The sequence below is a fragment of the Pseudomonadota bacterium genome, assembly GCA_026388255.1.
GTDB lineage: Bacteria > Desulfobacterota > Syntrophorhabdia > Syntrophorhabdales > Syntrophorhabdaceae > JAPLKB01.
The window spans coordinates 16,537-35,325 of record JAPLKC010000036.1 but is presented as its reverse complement, the minus strand read 5'-3'; the positions used below and the strand labels follow the sequence as shown (position 1 = coordinate 35,325).

The window sequence follows — 18,789 nt, the reverse complement described above, 5'->3', positions numbered from 1 at the left end:
CAGGCGATGAGAATAAATCGAAAATCAGGCTTCATCAAACTCCGGTTCATGTTCACAGAGGTCTTCGGGCTCGGACGCGCTGCTGCATTAAGCGCGATCATTCTGGTTCTTGTAGTTCTCGTGCTCAGCATATTCCTGTTTTTTTACCTTGCGCCGCCCAAAACCATCACCATAACCAGCGGGCCTGATGGCAGCATGTTCCACAGGACAGCGGAAAAATATGCCCGGATACTCGGGCGAAATAACATAACGCTCAGGATACTTCCGTCTGAGGGATCTGTCGAAAATATCAAGAGACTGGCTGACCCTTTGTCAAAGGTTGACATAGGATTTGTGCAAGGCGGAGTGAACACGGGGATAAAAACCGACAAGCTTGTTTCTCTGGGCAGCATCTCATACGAACCACTTTTTGTCTTTTACAGGGGCGGACCTAACATCAAACTCCTGTCGCAGTTAACCGGTAAGCGGGTAGCAATAGGCGAAATCGGCAGCGGAACACACATCCTTTCACTCGCATTACTCGCAGGCAACGGCATAGAAACGGGAGGTCCTACAAAACTGCTTGAGATGGACTCCGACAAAGCGGTGGAAGCGATCCTGAATAGCAAGGTTGATGCAGTGTTTCTGATGGGTGATTCTGTATCAACAAAGCTTATACGCCAACTTCTGCATACACCCGGCATCAAGCTCTTCGATTTTACCCAGGCTGACGCTTATACGCGACGCATCTCTTACCTGAATAAGATTACCCTTCCAAGGGGGTCAATAGATTTCGGAAAGGACATACCTGCCCAGGATTTCTATCTGCTCGCGCCGACGGTTGAACTGATTGCTCGGGAGTACCTCCACCCGGCACTCTCCGATTTATTAATCGAGGCTGCGCACGAAGTGCACTCCGGCTCCGGGCTTATCAAGCGCAAGGACGAATTCCCCGCACCGATCAAACAGGATATCCACATAAGCGACGACGCGGTTCGCTTCTATAAATCGGGAAAGAGTTTCTTCTACCGTTATCTGCCCTTTGGGTTTGCCAGCCATGTGAATCGCCTCGTTGTAGTGCTCGTGCCCATGCTCATACTTCTTCTGCCCGGACTGCGCCTCATACCGGTCATATACAAGTGGCGTTTCAGGTCGCGCATTTTTAGATGGTACCGCGCACTGATGGTTATGGAGCGTGATATCGGGCCACAACTGGCACCGGATAGGCGCAAAGCTTTAATGGAAAGGCTCGACAATATCGAAGAAGCGGTGAGCAAGATGAAAATGCCGGCATCCTTCGCAGACCAATTCTACGACTTACGCTTGCATATCACATTTGTGCGCAACAGATTTATGGCCTGAAATGAAAATCACTATGAAGTCGAGAGAGCCTACTCAATAACTTTTTATGAGGTCAGGTTGTTGTCGGCCTTGAGACCAACCGCTGATTTACCAATAATAATGATTCTTTTCCCCCGGGACAAACTGTTCTCCTTTCAATAAAATTATGTCTTATATTTCCTGGAAGAATACTAAACAAACCGGACGGGCATATAAGCTTTTCACAAGACATTTTTCAAACCTTGTAATTATTGATACGCTGACCTTAATATCGTTATCCTAACAAGGATATACCGGCTTTCGTTCCTTCCCAGGATCGCTTTGAATTGTGTTCCCTGGGTCATCCCTCCCGGAATTCGAATACGATATCTTTGCTGTCTTTTACCCATGATAATCAAAACCAACCTCTCAGTTCCAAACTGAGCCTCTTCAGGAGTGAGGAGGAATTCATAGAGTTGGCCCGGTTTTACGATGTTCAAAATTGTTTTTTGTGCAAGATAATCCGGTTTTCGACCACATTCATTTTCTCTCCTTGCATGCTGGTATCTACTACCCATGTTATTATCAAAGTGCTCGTGGATATCTGAAGTCGTGGAGTTAGGATGATGCAGAAGATCGTAGTCGCTCCGCTTCTGTGTATCTCCTAAAACAGAATATGCTTCGCTTAGCTGTTTGAATTTCTCTTCAGCTTCAGGATCTTCCTGGTGATGGTCTGGGTGACACTCAAGGGCTAATCTCCTGTATGCATCTTTTATTTCAGAAGCTGAGGCATCCCTTGTCAACTTGAGTATGTAGTAATAGTCTTTTAAAATCATCAGATAAAATCTCTCATAATCACGATCATACACTCCCATGGGCAAGCCCGTCGTCTATCCTGTTTTATTATTGTAATTCCAGGCAACCTTGCTGGGGCTGCCGACTCGTAAGCGGGCATGAATAAGACTGAGGGATTATCGAGATGCAAAATTATTTCCTGTCTTTCGATTTTAGTCATTATGCTGCTCAATTGTTACTAATAATAAGGAAAAATAGCATAATAAGGAACAGATGGGTAGGAAAAAATCTATTTTTGTACTCCCCAATATCTAAAGAACCTCGAAAACCTTACTAAAACTCAACTCAAGACGCTGAAGACCATAGAGTCTATACCCCGGCTCAATCTGAAAACGGTGAGAGCCTATCATATCCGTGAAAACTTCCAGGATATCTACAAAGAAGAGACCGGGGAAGGTTTCACGAGGGCACTCAAAAATGATATTTCTGGGCAGTATAGCCGTATGATCCCATCAGAGACGCAGCCAGGACTATAAAGCGTCACTGGTCAGGTGTGCTCCGCTGGTACTACAGCAAAATCAATAACGGTATTCTGGAAGGGCTCAACAGTCTGATCCAAGTGGCCAGGGCAAAAGCTCGTGGTTACAGAACCTTCAAGAGCCTCAAGACCATAATCTATATGATTACAGGGAAGCCGGACTACAGTAAAGTCGGGCTACCCACTTGATATGAAAAGGAGCCAAAAAACATTTCGAAGCAAAACTTCGGGGTATTGACCCGCGGGGCAATAAAGTAACCGACAGATCTGCACGGGTAAGTCTTACTCTGCAAACATGTAAGGGTCATAATATCTGAATGCCTGGATATTTTATTGTATCGTTTGCAATGTGTCTTCTGCTTTCCCCCTGACTTCAGACGACCTATCGGTCAGTTTCAGGATAGACAGCTTTCTTCTGACATCCTCTTTTTGCCTTGGAGATAATCCGTTATAAATAGTTGTTATTTTATCGAATGTTTTAAAAACAATGTCCTGTTCTTTTGTATCAAGAATGAGCAGAAGAGTTGATACGTCATCAGGTATGCCATATTTTTCAATATACTTTTTTACATTTACAATAAAACTGCCTGACCCGTATGATTTGTGAATTTTATTAAATAATTTTTCATGCTCTATTGTCCCTTTTTCACCCATGAAAAGTCTATCCAGCGCCTCTTTTCTCCTGGCAACATTCCATCTGTCTTTCGGCATTTCTTTTTTATTTGTATTTTCCTGTCTTCCGTATTGCCTGCTGCTATCCTTCCTTCTGTCAATCTCCCGCCAGTCAGGCTTTTCATCGTCATAATCACTCATATTTCACCCTTGTGTTTCAGTTTTTATTAACAATATCCAACTTCTTTCAACCTGATCAGGCAGCGATATTTCAGGTTATTGTTGTTATTGTATTAATGACAACTAAAAGTCACCTCTACTCCATAAAATGATGACTCTGCACTGATTTTATTTTTTATTGATTTGATATTTCAATCCGACTGCTGTTTTCTTGATTTTATAATTTACAATCTATTTCTTTCTTGTCCAGAAAGTTTCGACAAATCCTACCTTCCACATACCGTTCTCTTTAAACATCAATAAGATGGCAGGATTTTCAGCTTTTTTGTACTTGATTATTATTTCTCCCTTATCCTTCTCAAATGTACCTGTATCCCATTTACTCTGTTCTAAAACTGTATCGGGGTTAAAATTTTCAAGGAAGCTTTTCCAGTATTCTTTTGACAAAGTGCCGCCAATATTGAAATCGTTATTTATATTTTCCCTTAAGTGCACCACTCCTGCACTCGTTTCTGCTTTATATACATCATCTAAAATCACATCTTTCGACTTCCGGGTAAGCAACGACCATATCTTTGGGTAATTTCTGTTTTTCATCATTTTGAACAATGATTCCGCAGAAGAAAGAGCAGATTCTATATTGCTGTCAAATAATGGCGCTGCATAAGAAAAAGTCTGAAAAAGCAGCATGAATATGAACAGGCGTACTATTATATATCTTTTTTCCATGTTGTAAAAAAGTTAAAAGGCTGGAAAAGCATATGCTTTTCCAGCCTTATTCCTCATAAATTAAAATAATTTATTAATGAGTTACAGCTGTTGAACTGCTGGAGCTTGAGGATGCCGCTGCTACACCGGCTGCTATTGCCGCTGCACCAACCACTACCCCTGCTATTGTACCTGCGCCAATGCCTGCTGCTGCTCCTGCTCCTGCTGCTGCTCCTGCTCCTGCTGCACCACCACCTGCTCCTGCTGCTGTTCCTGCTCCTGCACCCTCGGCAGCCTGTGCAAATGTTACAGAAGGGATCACAAGACCAATAATTAATAAAATTGCTAACACCATACCAAACATTTTTCTCATTCTCATAAACTCACCTCACTTTATTTTTTTGTGTTCTTAATAAATGATGTATCATTTGGGAGTACAATTTGTCCTCCTCAATCCCCGTATTCTATAAACATTATACTATATAATATAGTTATTTATAAATCATCGATTTATCCTTGTCAAGATAAATATTTATGTTTCGTCCAAAAAAATCAAACAGCGTATCGTGATGATGTTCAATGTCCTGAGCAACATCTCTTGTCCAGGGTGAAATTGCATAATTAAAAGTAGTTTTGCTGTCTGAGCCTTTAAACAACCTTAATGGAAACGTCAGCATAAACCCTTTGTCGCTATAGCCCTTGTTAATGTTGTCTTTAAATATTGAGGTGTCTGTCCAGCTATACCAGGCTGACAGTATAACCCCTTTAATAAATTTCGAAACAGTTACTCTCGCACCCTTGTCACCGGCAAGAAATCTGCCTGCCTTAACATCTATCGAGGTTTCAATTTCCGGCATATTCAGTCGTGTATTTAAAAAAGCTGTATAATAAGTATTTGGATATTGGCTGCTTAACCGGAATGCATTATCAACATCCCTTTTTTTTACAATACTGCTGCTTACGCCTACCAAAACCCTTCCTCCATCGAGCGGCATGGCAACCTCACCATCAAACCCTGCATATTCCGCCTCTAATATTCCTACAGCCAGTTTCCCGTAAATATTATGCTCTGTCTTATAAATATGCTTATATAGCATCCTGTAGAGTGATAATGTTTTCTGCTGATAAGGCGTAATATCGGTCCTAACAGGCTCTGATGAAGGCATATTCGATGTTGATACGGTATTTATAGGATAGCCTTCAAATCCGAGGACAAAAGACCCTCCCTTCCAGGGGCTAAAACTTCCCCATATAGCTCCCCCGAGTCTATATTTAAAAAAACCTGACGGGTCATTCAGGAACATCCTGAAGGCCGGGTTTATACCATACTCAAAATACTTTCTTTTCTCCTTTTTAACATCAGATACTATAAGGACATCCGAATCGATCTTCGATAGACGATAAAATTCATTAACGGTAATTTTATCTTCATATAATTCTGTTATATCAAGCCTCGTTGTCGCAAATCGGAATATCGGGATCAGATTATCGGTCAGCGCTATGTTTACCTTCTGAATATTCAACGGCACTATATCATTAACAATCTTGAGAATTACCCCGATAGCCCTTGTGCTGAAATAATACCTGTCATTTTGAGCCTCTATCCATAGATCATCCCCTTGTTCATCGATACCGATATTGCTGAACCCGGACTCATCCAGCGCCTTAGCTAATCGTTTATGCAATGTGCTTGCCTTGTCTCCCTGCTTTTCTCTGTATGGATGGTCATAAATGGGTATCAGGGGCTGTCCTATATCAAAAGCTACAGAGAGGTTTACACCGAGTTGATTACCCCTTTGATAGCTCAGGTCAATGCCTGCCCATTTATACGGTTTCAATCTCAAACCGTAATTGAAATTTGATTTCACAGGTTCATTAAAATATTTTGACTGAGCAGGGTCCCGGGTCTGCACTTCATACTTGATGGGACTATACTCCATCATAAGGGCAAATTTTTCCGATGGGGCAAATTGTATGCCCCAGAAGAATTGTGAGTCCTTAAACCACCCCCTTATATCTTGGAACATTTCAACCTTAAAACCTTCCCCTTGAGCTGGAAGCGGGCTTTTGCCAAACCTCCCGTTGCCTAACCCAAGCGTAAAATCAAAAGGATATATCTGTTTGCTTGCAACGATGTATTGCGATGGATAAACCCTTGTTCCAGTAGGGTCATTGATGCCTATAGAAACAGCGGGGCTGTATTTTCCTTCTTCAATAAATTTATATTTCACATCCAACGATTTATCTTTATAATTGCCATATTCAGGATGATCCTTAAATCCCGCTACACCGATAACCTCAGTAAACGTTCCGACAATTTCAAGGTTTTTAAAAGGACTCACAGCAATGTAATAATACCGGTAAGGGTCTACCTGGCTTGCCCCGGCCCTGAATTTATTTTCTTCCAACACCCTCGCAGTAGGGGTCTCCATGAGACCTGTCCCGCCCCAGTTGGCAGGCCCGGAGAAAGGCTCGACTGAAGCCATGCTTAAGTTTGGAATACAAAAGAGAAGAGCATAAAAAAGGAAGGCTATACCTATAAAAAGACAAGACTTATTTGCGTTCTTTGTTTTCAGCACTCTCTTCAGCCATTGTTATGGAATTTAAGAATAAAACTCTCTAAATATTTTTATATACTTGCTGGCCAATATTCATTTTTACTTCCCTGCTTATTGATAGAGAGCCTTTACCACACCTGCGCTGATAGCCAGATTGGCAATAATTTGCGCGATATCCTTGATCTCCCTTAACCAGGCAATGCGTTCCACCTTTTCCGGGACAACGATGGTATCTCCGGGCTCGACTTCTTTTGCAGACTCTCCGAATGTGGCCATCTCCCATCTCGTCTGCGCCGAATTCCAACTGAACAATCCCCTGCTTACCTTCATGGCGCTGCCGTCCGCTTTCATTATATATGTACTGTTTGTGTCCGCCCACCTCGAAGCCCCGCCTGCAAGCTCAACATAATCTTTGCTGCTAAACGCATTAGAGTATATAAAACTTCCCTGGGTCATGACAGAACCCGCTACATTCACAATGTTATTTGACACAGGTATATAAAGGGTGTCTCCGCCCTCAAGCTCAATATCAAAATCACTGCCCTTCAATAATCTAAGATGGCCCAAACGTATCGTCAATCTCCCGGTTGCCTTAAGCTTTTTTAATGACTCAAGAAACTTCTGCTTTTGCTCAGCCTCGGCTTTCCTTGCCGATACCTCTTCCGAGGATGTCGCAACAGCAGCCTGGGCAGCACTTGCAGACATGAGCTCCCTTTCGAGCCTTATGATTATCTCTTCCATATTTTTCTGTTGTATCTCGCGTAGTCTTTCTCTTGTAAAAACTGCGCCTCTCAAATATGCATACTCGCTGTAACCGCCTGCCCTCTCTATTAACGAAGCAAGACGTTCCCCTCTTCTAATCGGATATACGCCGGGGAATCGCAATTCGCCCTGAATAGTTACTGTCTGCTGTGGTTGCCAGTTCGGGACACTCTTTACAAAAAGGTAGTCATCCTCTTTTAACGTTAGATTGTTTTCCGGATCGGCTGCCATGGCTTTCTCAATGCTTAAAGTCACCTTTTCTGTTTTCGGACCTTCGTCCGTCACGGAATACCTCACCAGATCCACTTCTTTTGTGTATGCATAGTACTTCAAACCCCCTGCCAGCAAGATCAGGTCCTTCACGGTTATTCCCGGTTTTAAGCCATAGCTTCCCTCTCTCTGTACAGCGCCGGAAAGCTTCACAACCCGTTTCTCCTGCACAATCTGAAAAATCTTAACAACATCCCCGGAATACAGCTTTATATCCTTATCTTTCATGTTTGCCAGGTCAGTTTCATGCACAACCTGTCTGTTGTTGTCAACAATCCTTTCTATCTGAGCCCTGCCTGCAAAGGCAACAGTGTCCAACCCGCCGGCAATCTCGATGAGCTGCGGTATAGTGGCATCTCCTTTCAATTCATATATTGCAGGGTTATTCACATTCCCCATTATCGCAACGAGCGTTCCGACAGACGGGATAAAGACCACGTCTTCAGGAAGAAGTCTCACATCTTTTGTATTGTCGCCTTTTAGCAAAAAATCATACAGATCAAAGTGAACTATTGTCTTTCCATTCCTCTTCACCTGTATATCCCTCATCGTCCCGGTCTTGCTCGGACCGCCTGCTTCGAAAAGGGCATTTATAACCGACGAAAATGAAGAAATTGTATAACTTCCCGGCCTCTCTGCATTTCCCACTATAAAGACCCTCATGGTCCGCAGTTGGCCCATGCTTACGTTCATCTCAAATCCGGTAAAATTCCTTGACAACGACCTATGCAGCGTATCCTTCAATTCCCGGTAGCTTAGACCGGCAACACTTATAATGCCCACCCTGGGAAGCGAAATATTCCCGTGATTGTCTACAAACACATTCCAGACTGCGTCAATGCTGCCCCATATCATGATCTTTATTTCATCGCCCGGCCCCAAAACATAATCCGGCCCTACAGGCATATTGCCGAACGGTGCAAATATACCAGGGGACTGCCTGAAAAGATCATAACCGAAATGCTTGATATCGGTTGATACAACAAAGGGCAACCTCAAACCCAGCATCTTAAAGGTCCTGGTAATTGCGTCAACAGTCCCAACGATAAAACCGGCATCAATAAGAACAGGTTTATCGGTAATCTCCAGTTCCTGATACATTTGTGACACTTCATATTTTTTTTCTTCCAGAGCACTCGCTTCATTTTTATTCGTATCTTTTGACGTTTTTTTAGTTATTTTTATAATTTTAACAGGCAAGGCAACCGTTCCTTTGTTAATGGTCCTATCGGAATAGAGAAAAGTAATCCCGTCTAATCTCTTGAGGATTTCAAACTGAAACTCATTTATTTCAATAACCTTATCTGTTATATAACGCTCAAATTCCGATTGCTTTTCTTCAACTATTTTAGTCTGCTGCGGTAATTGCTGAAATAATTGAGCAGGGGTGGGTGGGGTCTGCTGGTAATTAAACTGCTGTCCCATAGTAGGCGTTTGCCCTGCACCGTATGGATTAGCAAGATTCGGTTGGTTTTGGTATAGTTGGGAAGGTACCGGAAGCGAAGACTGCTGGGCTAACGCACTACCACAACATATCAATACCAAAAAAAGTATTGCCGAGGTTTGTATAAATCTTACCATGCTTTGCTCCTTATTATGTTTCATTCGATTTTTTTAGTTTTAATGCCTTTCAGTTTTGTCATAATGCCTTCCATCCTGTGCAAAAAGCCAAATGAACAATACTTTTTTATCTCATCAATCCTTTCTTTGTTCTCGGGATTGGAAGAGGACTTTTCTGTATATTCCATAAAAAAAGCAGAAAATATAGACAGAAAAAAACCAACAACGCCGGCAATAAGCACCATTTGTGTTCTTTTAGGTTTAAATCTCCTCTCGGGCGGCTCGGCCTTATCAATTACCTGAATTATCGTCGCATCCTTGGCTTCATCAATTTTTGCCGCCTCATGCTGTTTGATAAGAAACTCATAAAGTGTTGTATAAAACTTCACATCTCTCATCTTCCTGAGATAGTCCAATCCAGCCTGGGGCGCTTCTTCTGTCGGCATTAAGGGATCATGCTCTACTTTGTTTTTCTTCATCAGGTTGTTTAACTCAGCCTTAAGGCCTTTTATCCCTTCTTCGGTTTTCTTAACATCAGGGTTATTGCTTGTCGAATATGTCCTTAACACCCTCAATTCCACTTCTTTTGCGGCAATTCCTGCCTTTACGTTTGCAATACTCATAATCACTGCCTGTGCCTGAGGTTCTATGCTTAAAACGCCTGTTTTTTCCTGAAAACTTTTTAAATCCTCTTCTGCTGTTGCTAACGCCTTTTTTACATCCTCGATCTGTTCTTCGTAGAATAATCTCCTCTGACTGGCCTCACCTACAGCAAGTCCTTTATTTAAGGCCCTCAATTCTTCTACAAATATATTTGCGAACTGTGCAGCCCTTTTCGGGTCTTTATCAATAACAGCAATTGTTATCATGCCACTTTTCTTGTCTTCTTTTGCCGTAAGAGCGCCTGAAAGGGTGGCTCTCGTTTTTTCTCTTGATTTGGTTTTATACAACTTCATAAGATCAAACCTGTCAATCATACGATCTAAAATATTATTGGTTTTTAGGAAGGCAATATAAAGCTCACTTGAGCTCTTTAAGCCTCCTGACGGCAAACCTATTATGCCGGCAGCGCCTCCCAATTGGCCCAAAAGCTGGGACATCGAGCCCTGGCTTGACTGTTGAGGCGGCATGATCTTTGTCTCCGCTCTGTATATCGGCGGCAGGATAAGACTGATGATTGCGGTTATAATCATGATGCCCAAAGTAATGTATACAATAAGTTTTTTCCGTTTTACAAGAACAATGAAATAATCCAACAGATTAATTTCATCTTCAACATACTCGGTTTTAATGGAATTTTCTTCCAAACATTCCCCCTCTCGGTAGATACTTGTATTTTATTCAGTTAATACTGATTTACCGTATTATTATTCGTTTCTTCACTGGTAAAAGTCAAGATATTTTGTAAAAGTTCTATAAATATTTCGCTAAATTCCCTTGACAAAAAAGAACTCCAATTGATATGTAATGGAACATGTTCATATGGCTTTTTCATAGAATCAGCGGCGTATCCCTTGTAATACTTTTCGGTATAAAAATACTAACCAGCTTCTTTCTCTTCACAAAAGATAAAAAACCTGATTGGGCGCTCAGCCTCCACCGCCAGCCTCTAATTGACGTACTTATATTGATTCTTTTTACTTTTCACAGCATATACGGTTTAAGAACAATCACTTTGGATTTTGGATACAAGAAGGAAAAACAGTTGTTCCGGTTATCCAATATTGCAGCAGCAATCATTTCGCTGGCACTTATTTATATATACAGTATCACCTCATAATGATGCTCGCTCATGATGTCCTCATTATCGGCGGAGGTCTTGCAGGACTCCGGGCAGCAGTGGGTCTTTGCGATAAATATGATGTGGGCGTCCTGTCCAAGGTACACCCTGTCAGATCGCATTCTATAGCAGCACAGGGCGGTATTAACGCTGCCCTTGCAAATAGCCCGGACGGCAGGGACGATACCTGGAAAAAACATGCCTTTGATACAATAAAAGGCAGCGATTATCTTGCGGACCAGAGCGCTGTGGAGATCATGTGCAGGGAAGCAATAAAGGTCGTCTACGAGATGGAGCACTGGGGCTGCCCCTTCAGCAGGTTCCCTGACGGCTCTATTGCCCAGAGGCCTTTTGGGGGCGCAGATTACCCTCGAACATGTTATTCGGCAGATTTAACAGGACATGTCCTGCTCAATACCCTCAACGAAAGGGCAGTAGCAAAAGGGGTGCGGGTTTACTCCGAATGGTTTGTCCTGGCCCTCGTTACAGACAACGATGTGTGCCACGGTGTCATCGCTTTTGATCTTAAAAGCGGTGAAATAGTGCCCATCCTTGCTAAGACAACTCTGTTTGCTACCGGCGGTTACGGCAGGGTCTATCTCCATTCCACTAATGCCCTTATAAATACAGGAAGCGGTATCGGTATTGCCTATAAGGCCGGTGTACCCATAAAGGATATGGAATTTGTTCAGTTCCATCCTACCGCCCTCATCGGCACCAACATCCTTATAACAGAAGCATGCAGGGGCGAGGGTGGCTACCTGATCAATAAAGACGATGAGAGATTCATGGCACGTTATGTACCAAATGCCATGGAGCTTGCACCGCGTGATATTGTTTCGAGGAGTATCCAGATAGAAATCGACGAAGGCAGGGGGTTTGAACACCCCTTGGGTAAATATATCAATCTTGACTTGAGACACCTCGGCGCCCCGAAAATATTGGAAAAGCTGCCCGGCATACGGAACATATGCATTGATTTCATAGGCGTTGATCCGATCCTCGAACCGATACCCATCATGCCCTGCCAGCACTACTCCATGGGGGGCATAGATACGAACGAGAAATGTGAAACCAATGTATCGGGGTTTTACGCTGCCGGAGAATGCGCCTGTGTAAGTGTCCATGGCGCAAACAGGCTTGGCGGCAATTCGCTCCTCGATACAATCGTTTTCGGGAAATTAGCGTGCCTTGCAATTGACGAGCATCTGCGGAACAACAGTGCAAAACCTGACGAAAAGCTCCTCATCAGTAAAAAAGAAGAGATGGAAAAGAAGATATATAAACTGATGTATGGAGGTAATGAAAAACCGTACAGGATTCTTGTTGATTTAAGTAAAACAATGAGCGACTGTGTAGGTATTTTCAGAGAGAAGGCAGGAATAGAACAGGCCCTGATGGATATTAGCAAAATTAAGGAAAGGTTCAGGGATGTCCATGTTAACTCCCCAAAGTTATATATGAATTATGAGCTTCTAAATGCAATAGAGCTTGAATATATGCTCGAAGTGGCCCATACAATCGCCATAGGTGCTTATCTAAGGGAAGAAAGCAGAGGCGCCCACTTCAGGAAAGACTTCAACACAAGAAATGATACTGACTGGCTCAAACACACTGTTGCAAGGATCGGAAAAGACGGGGAACCGGTAATTTCATATAAAGATGTCGTAATTACAAACTATCAGCCCATGGAGAGGAAGTATTGATTACTGCCAACGAATATACGTTCAAGATTTTCCGATATGATATGAAAGAACCTGAAGTCCGGCCTCATTTTAGGTCATACCGCATTAAGGTTATATCCGGTCTGACAGTTCTTATGACACTTTTGCGTATTCGTGACGAAATAGACGGGTCACTCTCCTTCAGATCATCATGCAGATCAGCAGTATGCGGTTCCTGCGCAATGGTAATCAACGGCAAGATCGATCTTGCCTGCAGATCCCAGGTTGCTTCCTTCGGCGATAACACGATTGTTCTTGAACCCCTCCCTAATCTTGAGATCATCAAAGATCTGGTTGTTGACATGACCCCCTTTTGGGATATGTATGAAAAGGTTAAACCATATCTGATCAGGAAAAGTCCTGAACCGGAAAAAGAAATACATCAGGGAGAAGATGAGAGGAAACGCATAGATCAAAATGTGAACTGCATCCTCTGTGCATCATGTTACGGCGCATGCCCGGTGCTTTCAAGAACCCCTGATTATATAGGTCCTGCAGCCTTTGCAAAGCTCGAACGTTTTGTTCTCGACTCCAGGGACGAAAGGCCTCTACACTTTCTCGAAGGAATAAACAACGAAAAGGGGGTATGGGGATGTGATACAATGCTTCGGTGCATCGATGCATGTCCGAAAGATGTAAGGCCCATAGACTCTATTGTGGGTTTAAGGAAAACACTTTTGAAGTACAAGGCAAAAAAGATCTTCGGGATAACAAAAGATGAAGATTGATTACTCACTCGTCACACGAAGGACATTTCTCAATACCCTCTTTGGCGGATGGCTTGCCGCCTTCTTTTCAGGAAGTGTTTATGCACTTATGCAGTTTGCCTTTCCTACACTCGGAAAAGAACCTGATTTCGTGGTGCTCAATGCCAGTGACTTTATAGATATACCGCTGAACTCGGTAAAGCCCTTTGCATGGGGAGGGAAGGTCGGACTTTTTTTTAAAAAGGCAGACGGAACTGCAACAGCCCTGAAAGGTTTGTGCACGCATATGGAATGTAATATCACATATAAGCAGGAAGACAGAAAATTTTATTGCGCATGTCATGAAGGCTGGTATGACGAAGACGGCAAAAACATCAAAGGGCCTCCGCCAAAACCACTTGAGCTTTTTAATATCAAAACTGAAGGTGAAAAGATTATCGTTTTTAAAAAGGGGATAAAGGTTGAGTCAAAAATTTAAAGAGTTGTATAACATAAAAGAGATCAAGGCTCTTGCTAAAAAGAAAACGGGCGGCATCGCATTGTTTCTTGTTATGATTCAGTTTATAACCGGAATGGTACTATCATTCTATTATATACCCTATTTTGAGCAGGCACACAAAAGTATCACAGACATTGTTACAAAATTAAATATGGGCTGGCTCTTTCGTTCCTTCCATCATTGGGGGGCTCAACTGATTATGGCAGTTCTGTTTATACACACATTCAGCATACTCCTCTCAAAATCTTACAGAAAACCAAAAGATTTATTATGGTTTTCGGGTTTTGCCCTTCTTGTCGTATCTATCTTTTTCGGTTTAAGCGGCTACCTTTTGGTGTGGGATGAAAGGGCCTTTGCAGCAGTAAGGGTAGCAACGGGCGGAACGGGCAGTCTCCCTGTTATAGGCGTTTTTATAAAATCCTTTTTAAGAGGAGGTATTGACGTAACAGGTGAGACCCTGACCCGTTTTCATGCATTCCATGTGTCAATTCTTCCTATCATCACGATATTTTTAGTATGTGTACATATCCTTCTCGTTCAATATCGTGTGATAAGCATGCCGCTATCTCTTAAAAAAAGAACAAAGCAAATGCCCTTCTTTCCTTACAGATTCTATAAATATCTTATAATCTGCCTTATAGTATTAGGGATAACTGTAACTTTGGCAACACTTTTCCCTCCGGAAATAGGCAAGAAGGCAGACCTCCTTGCGCCTGCGCCGGAAAACATTAAACCCGAATGGTATTTTCTGTTCCTGTTTCAGACTTTAAAACTCTTCCCCGGAGAAATTATGGGATTAAACGGCGAGATGATTGCCGTTACCCTTATTTTTTGTGGAATCTTCTTCTTATTTCTCATCCCTTTCTTTGACAGAGAAATGGGGCGGAGCAAAAAAAATACGGTATTTACCTGGATAGGAATTGTATATACCCTATATTTTATTGTCATGACAGCCATCGGTTTTCTGAGTTAGAAGTTCTCTAATCTTGTTTGTGCAGGGATCAGAACACAGCGTTTTTCAAGGAGGACAGGTGCTAAAAATAAAATCCGGAATCTGCAATAAGGCATCCGCAATTATTAAAATTATTGTATTGCTCGTTACTATTCTTATGTATACAACTCTTCTCTGGTCTCAGGACAAGGTAGCAGTCTTCCCTGCTGCCCCATATGACAGGTTTACCATATATCAAACACTGGCCATTTTCTGGATAGCCATTATCGGACTTATTATAATAATAAAAATGAAGCTCAGAGAGATCGAAAGAATTCAAAAGATGGGAATAGACAAGGAAGAAAAAGACATTCCCACCCTTGACTAAAAGGCATTAATCTATTATCATCTTTGGAAACATGCATCCTTCTATTTTACGAAACACGCTTATATCCGAAGCAAGCATCAAAAAAATACTTTCCCTGCCGGGAGAAACCGGTACATATTTGTCCCTGTCTGAAATACTGGCAAAATTTGAGAACATAAAAAAGTTCGCCAGTGAAATCCATACAGAGATACGCCTGATCAAGCCTATTCTCAAGGTCTTCGGCTATGCCTATGAATCAAAGCCTAAATTTTATGAGGATAACATAAAAGGTCCTGATGTAGCGCTCTTTACTGCCGAAGAAAACAGGGTTGCAACATCACCGCTTTGGGGGACAAAAGAATATTATGACAATGCTCTCGGTATACTGTTGTTAAAAAGATACGGAAGAACCCTCAACAAAGGAATAAGCGGCTTCTACCTTGAATTCGAAAACAAGATACCGATATATCAACTCATTTACCTTTTAAAGAAGATAAAAACCCCCTGGGGTATTCTTACAAACGGTAGAAACTGGATTCTCATAAAAAAATCCGTAAATTTTGAAATAAAACTCATCGAAATAGATATTGAAAAACCTTCTTCTGAAGGAAACGATGAAATCCTGCATCTTTTTTACCATATGTTCTCTTTGAATGGACTGAACAATACCATTCCTGACTTGATAAAAGAAGAAAGAGACAAGCAGATAGAATTGCTGAAAGAAAATAAAGCTTTTGCGAGAAACTCGTTGCTGGGGATCAAAAAAAAGACGGAAATCTATCCCAAAATAGCCCATTTCTCCAAAGCATTTTTCCCTGACCAGGCTCTCCTCTCAACAGAAACACATTTAGACGAGAGACACATTGAAGCAGCGACAATAGAAAACAAAATAAGTGAAAAACCCGATATAATCAATGAATACGATACACCGGACATTTTCTCTTATCTTTTCGTTAAAAACGAATATCACGCCGGATTTAATGTTGAGGGGATATTCCTGAGTAACAACCAGAAGTATACCAAGGAAGATGTACTTTCCTTTAAAATACTCGACATGACACCCGGATTCGGTGCAGTTACAACCAGGGTTCTTGAGGAATTGGCTTATTTATCCTTTGTACTCCCTTACAAAGAGAAAAATACCTTTGTTACAGAATGGGAAGATGAGTATACACTAAAAAATTACATTCTAAACAACGTAATGTACGGTATTGAAAGATCTCACATATCACTCGATATATTTCAAAATTTAATAAAAAACCGTTTTGATACACCGGCCAGACATTATAAATCCGGCAACCCCCTTATCGGGATATCAATCAAAGACCTGCCCGATTTTTCCGATTTAAAGAATCAGATGAACTTATTTAACAGAAACCCGGGGGAAATCATACAAGATTTCAGAGATACATATAAGCTTTATTTTAACCTTTCGGATAAAATAAAAGAAGATGTAGAGGTAAAAAAAGAGATTGAAATTAAATTGAACATATACAGGGAAAGAATCAGGGATACGCTTGACGTCATAACATCCACATATTTCAGCAGATTAATTGAAAACAGAAATGTCCAGGATCTGCTCTTTGGTCTTGATAGTTCAGAATCTACCTGGGATAATTTTAGAAAAAAGAACTGGTTTATCGAGTCAAAGGACATAGCGAAAAAAAACGGTTTTTTTCATTTCGAAATAGAATTCCCTTTCCTGCTTCAAAGCGCTTTCGATTTTATATACGTCCAGCCGTCTTTTAACTATATATGGGAAGACGAATCCCCTCTTATTGAGATAACAAAAGCCTATATAAAAAGTGGAATGAGATATTTGAAACCTGAAGGAAAGCTTATTATATGTGCGGAAAACGTTGAAAAAGACCTGCTCGTTGAGTTACAAAAATCAAAAAAATACAATATAGAATCAAAAGCAGGGTCCATAGTCATAAGCAGGGGAAATCCCTGATTCCCCGTCTGCTATTTATTGGGGCTTGTGCCTGTCCTCCGCAAGGGGTTGCCCCCTATCGCGAGCCTTGCTTGCTAAATAGATTTACACGGGCTTGCCCGTGGGAACTATTCACTTTTCACTGCTTTTAAGATGTGTTATAAAAAAGATTATGGAAAAGGAGCGTTTTCTATATCTAAAAGTAGGTGATAGGGTATACCATAAAAAATTTTTAAGGTGGGGCATGGGTATTGTTGCAGAGGAGAGGGCATCCGAGGTGCCCGGAGGGTTTTGCTACGTGAGAATCAACTTTCAGGACGGAAAAATAAGGGTCTTTGATAATAATCTCAGAAGCGGGAATTGTTGTTATTATTCAGGGATAGAGAAATTGGATAAACAATTGCCTGAACAGACGCTGGGCTTGAGCTTTAAGGCAATTGGATAATCCGGAGCAAGGAGCATAATTTAACATGACTGTCGAATTGACTAAATATGTCCGCGGCGCCGGCTGAGCTTCAAAGATAGGTCCGGCGGACCTTGCAAACATACTCTGCGGCATCGAGATACCAGTGGACGATAATGTCCTCGTGGGTATTGAAGGTTTCGAAGACGCAGGGGTTTATAAAATCACTGATGATATTGCTATTGTCCAGACAATAGACTTCTTTACACCTATCGTCAATGATCCGTACTGGTTTGGCCAGATTGCGGCTGCAAATGCCATGAGCGATATCTATGCCATGGGTGCAATACCGAAGACGGCGTTGAATATGGTCTGCTTTTCTCTGAAACAGTTTGATATAAGCGTCCTGAAAGAAATACTGAGGGGCGGAATTGATAAGATACGGGAGTCAGGCGCAAGCCTTCTGGGCGGTCACAGCGTTGACGATGTTGAAATAAAATACGGTCTTTCCGTTACAGGCATAATACACCCGGATAAGATTATAAAGAATGAAGGCGCAATACCCGGAGATTGTCTTATCCTCACAAAACCGCTCGGCACAGGCATCCTGAACACAGGCATTAAAGGCAACGCACTGAGTGAGGAGTCAATACAAAACCTCATCAATGTAATGGCTGCCTTGAATAAAAAGGCATCCGAAGCAATGCTCTGCGTTAGAACCCATGCGGCAACCGACGTAACAGGTTTTGGTCTTGCCGGCCATTTGAAGGAAATGATCAAGGAATATATAGGCGTGGAATTGTTCGCCGATAAAATCCCCTATTTTCAGGAGGCCACAGAACTTTCGCAGTCAGGTTTCGTTCCCGGAGGCTTGTACAGGAACAGGGATTATTACAAAGAGCATGTAACGGGTAAAAATGAGGGCTTTCTATATGATATCCTCTTTGATCCCCAAACATCAGGAGGTCTCCTGATGGCAGTGCACCCTGACGATATCCTTAAATTTGAAGAAACAGCTTTAAATATTCAATTGGATTACTGGATCATAGGCCGGTTCATCAGCGAGTCAAAAGGAAAGATTCTGCTCATCTAAATCATTCCATTTTCAAATCGAAGATGATATCAAGGCGGTAAGGAAGAGGCGACCCTCCCCTGCGGGAGGA

At 42.0% G+C, this 18,789-nt stretch carries 18 protein-coding genes; 11 read left to right on the top strand and 7 right to left on the bottom strand.

What is annotated here, in order from left to right:
* Positions 1-6: 6 nt before the first annotated feature.
* On the top strand, positions 7-1,341 hold the full coding sequence (locus NT178_04035; GenBank protein MCX5811698.1) for a C4-dicarboxylate ABC transporter substrate-binding protein: 1,335 nt from the start codon (positions 7-9) through the stop codon (positions 1,339-1,341).
* Positions 1,342-1,568: 227 nt separating this feature from the next.
* Here the strand turns inward: NT178_04035 and NT178_04030 are convergent, their stop codons facing one another.
* A complete protein-coding gene (locus tag NT178_04030) occupies positions 1,569-2,174 on the bottom strand; it encodes a DnaJ domain-containing protein (protein ID MCX5811697.1) in 606 nt (201 codons plus the stop codon).
* 431 nt (positions 2,175-2,605) lie between these two features.
* Between NT178_04030 and NT178_04025 the strand changes: the two genes are divergently transcribed.
* Entirely contained in the window at positions 2,606-2,821 is a 216-nt protein-coding gene (locus tag NT178_04025) for a transposase (GenBank protein MCX5811696.1), read from the top strand.
* Positions 2,822-2,962: 141 nt separating this feature from the next.
* On the opposite strand, the gene NT178_04020 is transcribed toward NT178_04025, so the two are convergent.
* The 6 genes from NT178_04020 to NT178_03995 form a co-directional block, all read right to left on the bottom strand.
* Entirely contained in the window at positions 2,963-3,445 is a 483-nt protein-coding gene (locus NT178_04020; protein ID MCX5811695.1) for a hypothetical protein, read from the bottom strand.
* A gap of 210 nt (positions 3,446-3,655) precedes the next feature.
* Positions 3,656-3,964, bottom strand: coding sequence for a hypothetical protein (locus NT178_04015; GenBank protein ID MCX5811694.1), 309 nt, complete (start codon positions 3,962-3,964; stop codon positions 3,656-3,658).
* A 262-nt stretch (positions 3,965-4,226) separates the two neighbouring features.
* Complete coding sequence (locus tag NT178_04010) at positions 4,227-4,511, bottom strand: hypothetical protein (protein MCX5811693.1); 285 nt, start codon at positions 4,509-4,511, stop codon at positions 4,227-4,229.
* A gap of 112 nt (positions 4,512-4,623) precedes the next feature.
* A complete protein-coding gene (locus NT178_04005) occupies positions 4,624-6,618 on the bottom strand; it encodes a YjbH domain-containing protein (protein MCX5811692.1) in 1,995 nt (664 codons plus the stop codon).
* A gap of 183 nt (positions 6,619-6,801) precedes the next feature.
* Positions 6,802-9,327 (bottom strand): SLBB domain-containing protein, encoded by a 2,526-nt coding sequence (locus NT178_04000; protein ID MCX5811691.1) that lies wholly within the window; start codon positions 9,325-9,327, stop codon positions 6,802-6,804.
* A complete protein-coding gene (locus NT178_03995; protein ID MCX5811690.1) occupies positions 9,324-10,589 on the bottom strand; it encodes a Wzz/FepE/Etk N-terminal domain-containing protein in 1,266 nt (421 codons plus the stop codon). Before NT178_03995 ends, NT178_04000 begins: the two co-directional genes overlap by 4 nt.
* A 167-nt stretch (positions 10,590-10,756) precedes the next feature.
* On the opposite strand from NT178_03995, the gene NT178_03990 reads away from it, so the two are divergent.
* From NT178_03990 to selD, 9 genes are all read left to right on the top strand, one after another.
* Complete coding sequence (locus NT178_03990; protein MCX5811689.1) at positions 10,757-11,062, top strand: hypothetical protein; 306 nt, start codon at positions 10,757-10,759, stop codon at positions 11,060-11,062.
* Positions 11,063-11,064: 2 nt separating this feature from the next.
* Positions 11,065-12,768, top strand: coding sequence for an FAD-binding protein (locus NT178_03985; GenBank protein MCX5811688.1), 1,704 nt, complete (start codon positions 11,065-11,067; stop codon positions 12,766-12,768).
* Entirely contained in the window at positions 12,765-13,514 is a 750-nt protein-coding gene (gene sdhB, locus NT178_03980; GenBank protein MCX5811687.1) for a succinate dehydrogenase iron-sulfur subunit, read from the top strand. Before NT178_03985 ends, sdhB begins: the two co-directional genes overlap by 4 nt.
* The gene (locus NT178_03975) at positions 13,504-13,971 is read left to right on the top strand and encodes a ubiquinol-cytochrome c reductase iron-sulfur subunit (GenBank protein MCX5811686.1); all 468 of its coding nucleotides are present in this window, start codon (positions 13,504-13,506) and stop codon (positions 13,969-13,971) included. Before sdhB ends, NT178_03975 begins: the two co-directional genes overlap by 11 nt.
* Positions 13,955-14,965, top strand: coding sequence for a cytochrome bc complex cytochrome b subunit (locus NT178_03970; GenBank protein ID MCX5811685.1), 1,011 nt, complete (start codon positions 13,955-13,957; stop codon positions 14,963-14,965). The genes NT178_03975 and NT178_03970 overlap by 17 nt, the downstream gene beginning before the upstream one ends.
* Positions 14,966-15,023: 58 nt before the next feature.
* Positions 15,024-15,311 carry a hypothetical protein gene (locus tag NT178_03965; protein ID MCX5811684.1) on the top strand — a complete coding sequence of 96 codons (288 nt, stop codon included), beginning with the start codon at positions 15,024-15,026 and terminating at the stop codon, positions 15,309-15,311.
* Positions 15,312-15,342: 31 nt separating this feature from the next.
* A complete protein-coding gene (locus tag NT178_03960; GenBank protein ID MCX5811683.1) occupies positions 15,343-17,244 on the top strand; it encodes a hypothetical protein in 1,902 nt (633 codons plus the stop codon).
* 100 nt (positions 17,245-17,344) lie between these two features.
* Positions 17,345-17,668, top strand: a complete 324-nt coding sequence (locus NT178_03955) for a hypothetical protein (GenBank protein MCX5811682.1) — start codon at positions 17,345-17,347, stop codon at positions 17,666-17,668.
* Between the two features lie 76 nt (positions 17,669-17,744).
* Positions 17,745-18,719, top strand: coding sequence for a selenide, water dikinase SelD (gene selD, locus NT178_03950; GenBank protein MCX5811681.1), 975 nt, complete (start codon positions 17,745-17,747; stop codon positions 18,717-18,719).
* Positions 18,720-18,789: the final 70 nt, after the last annotated feature.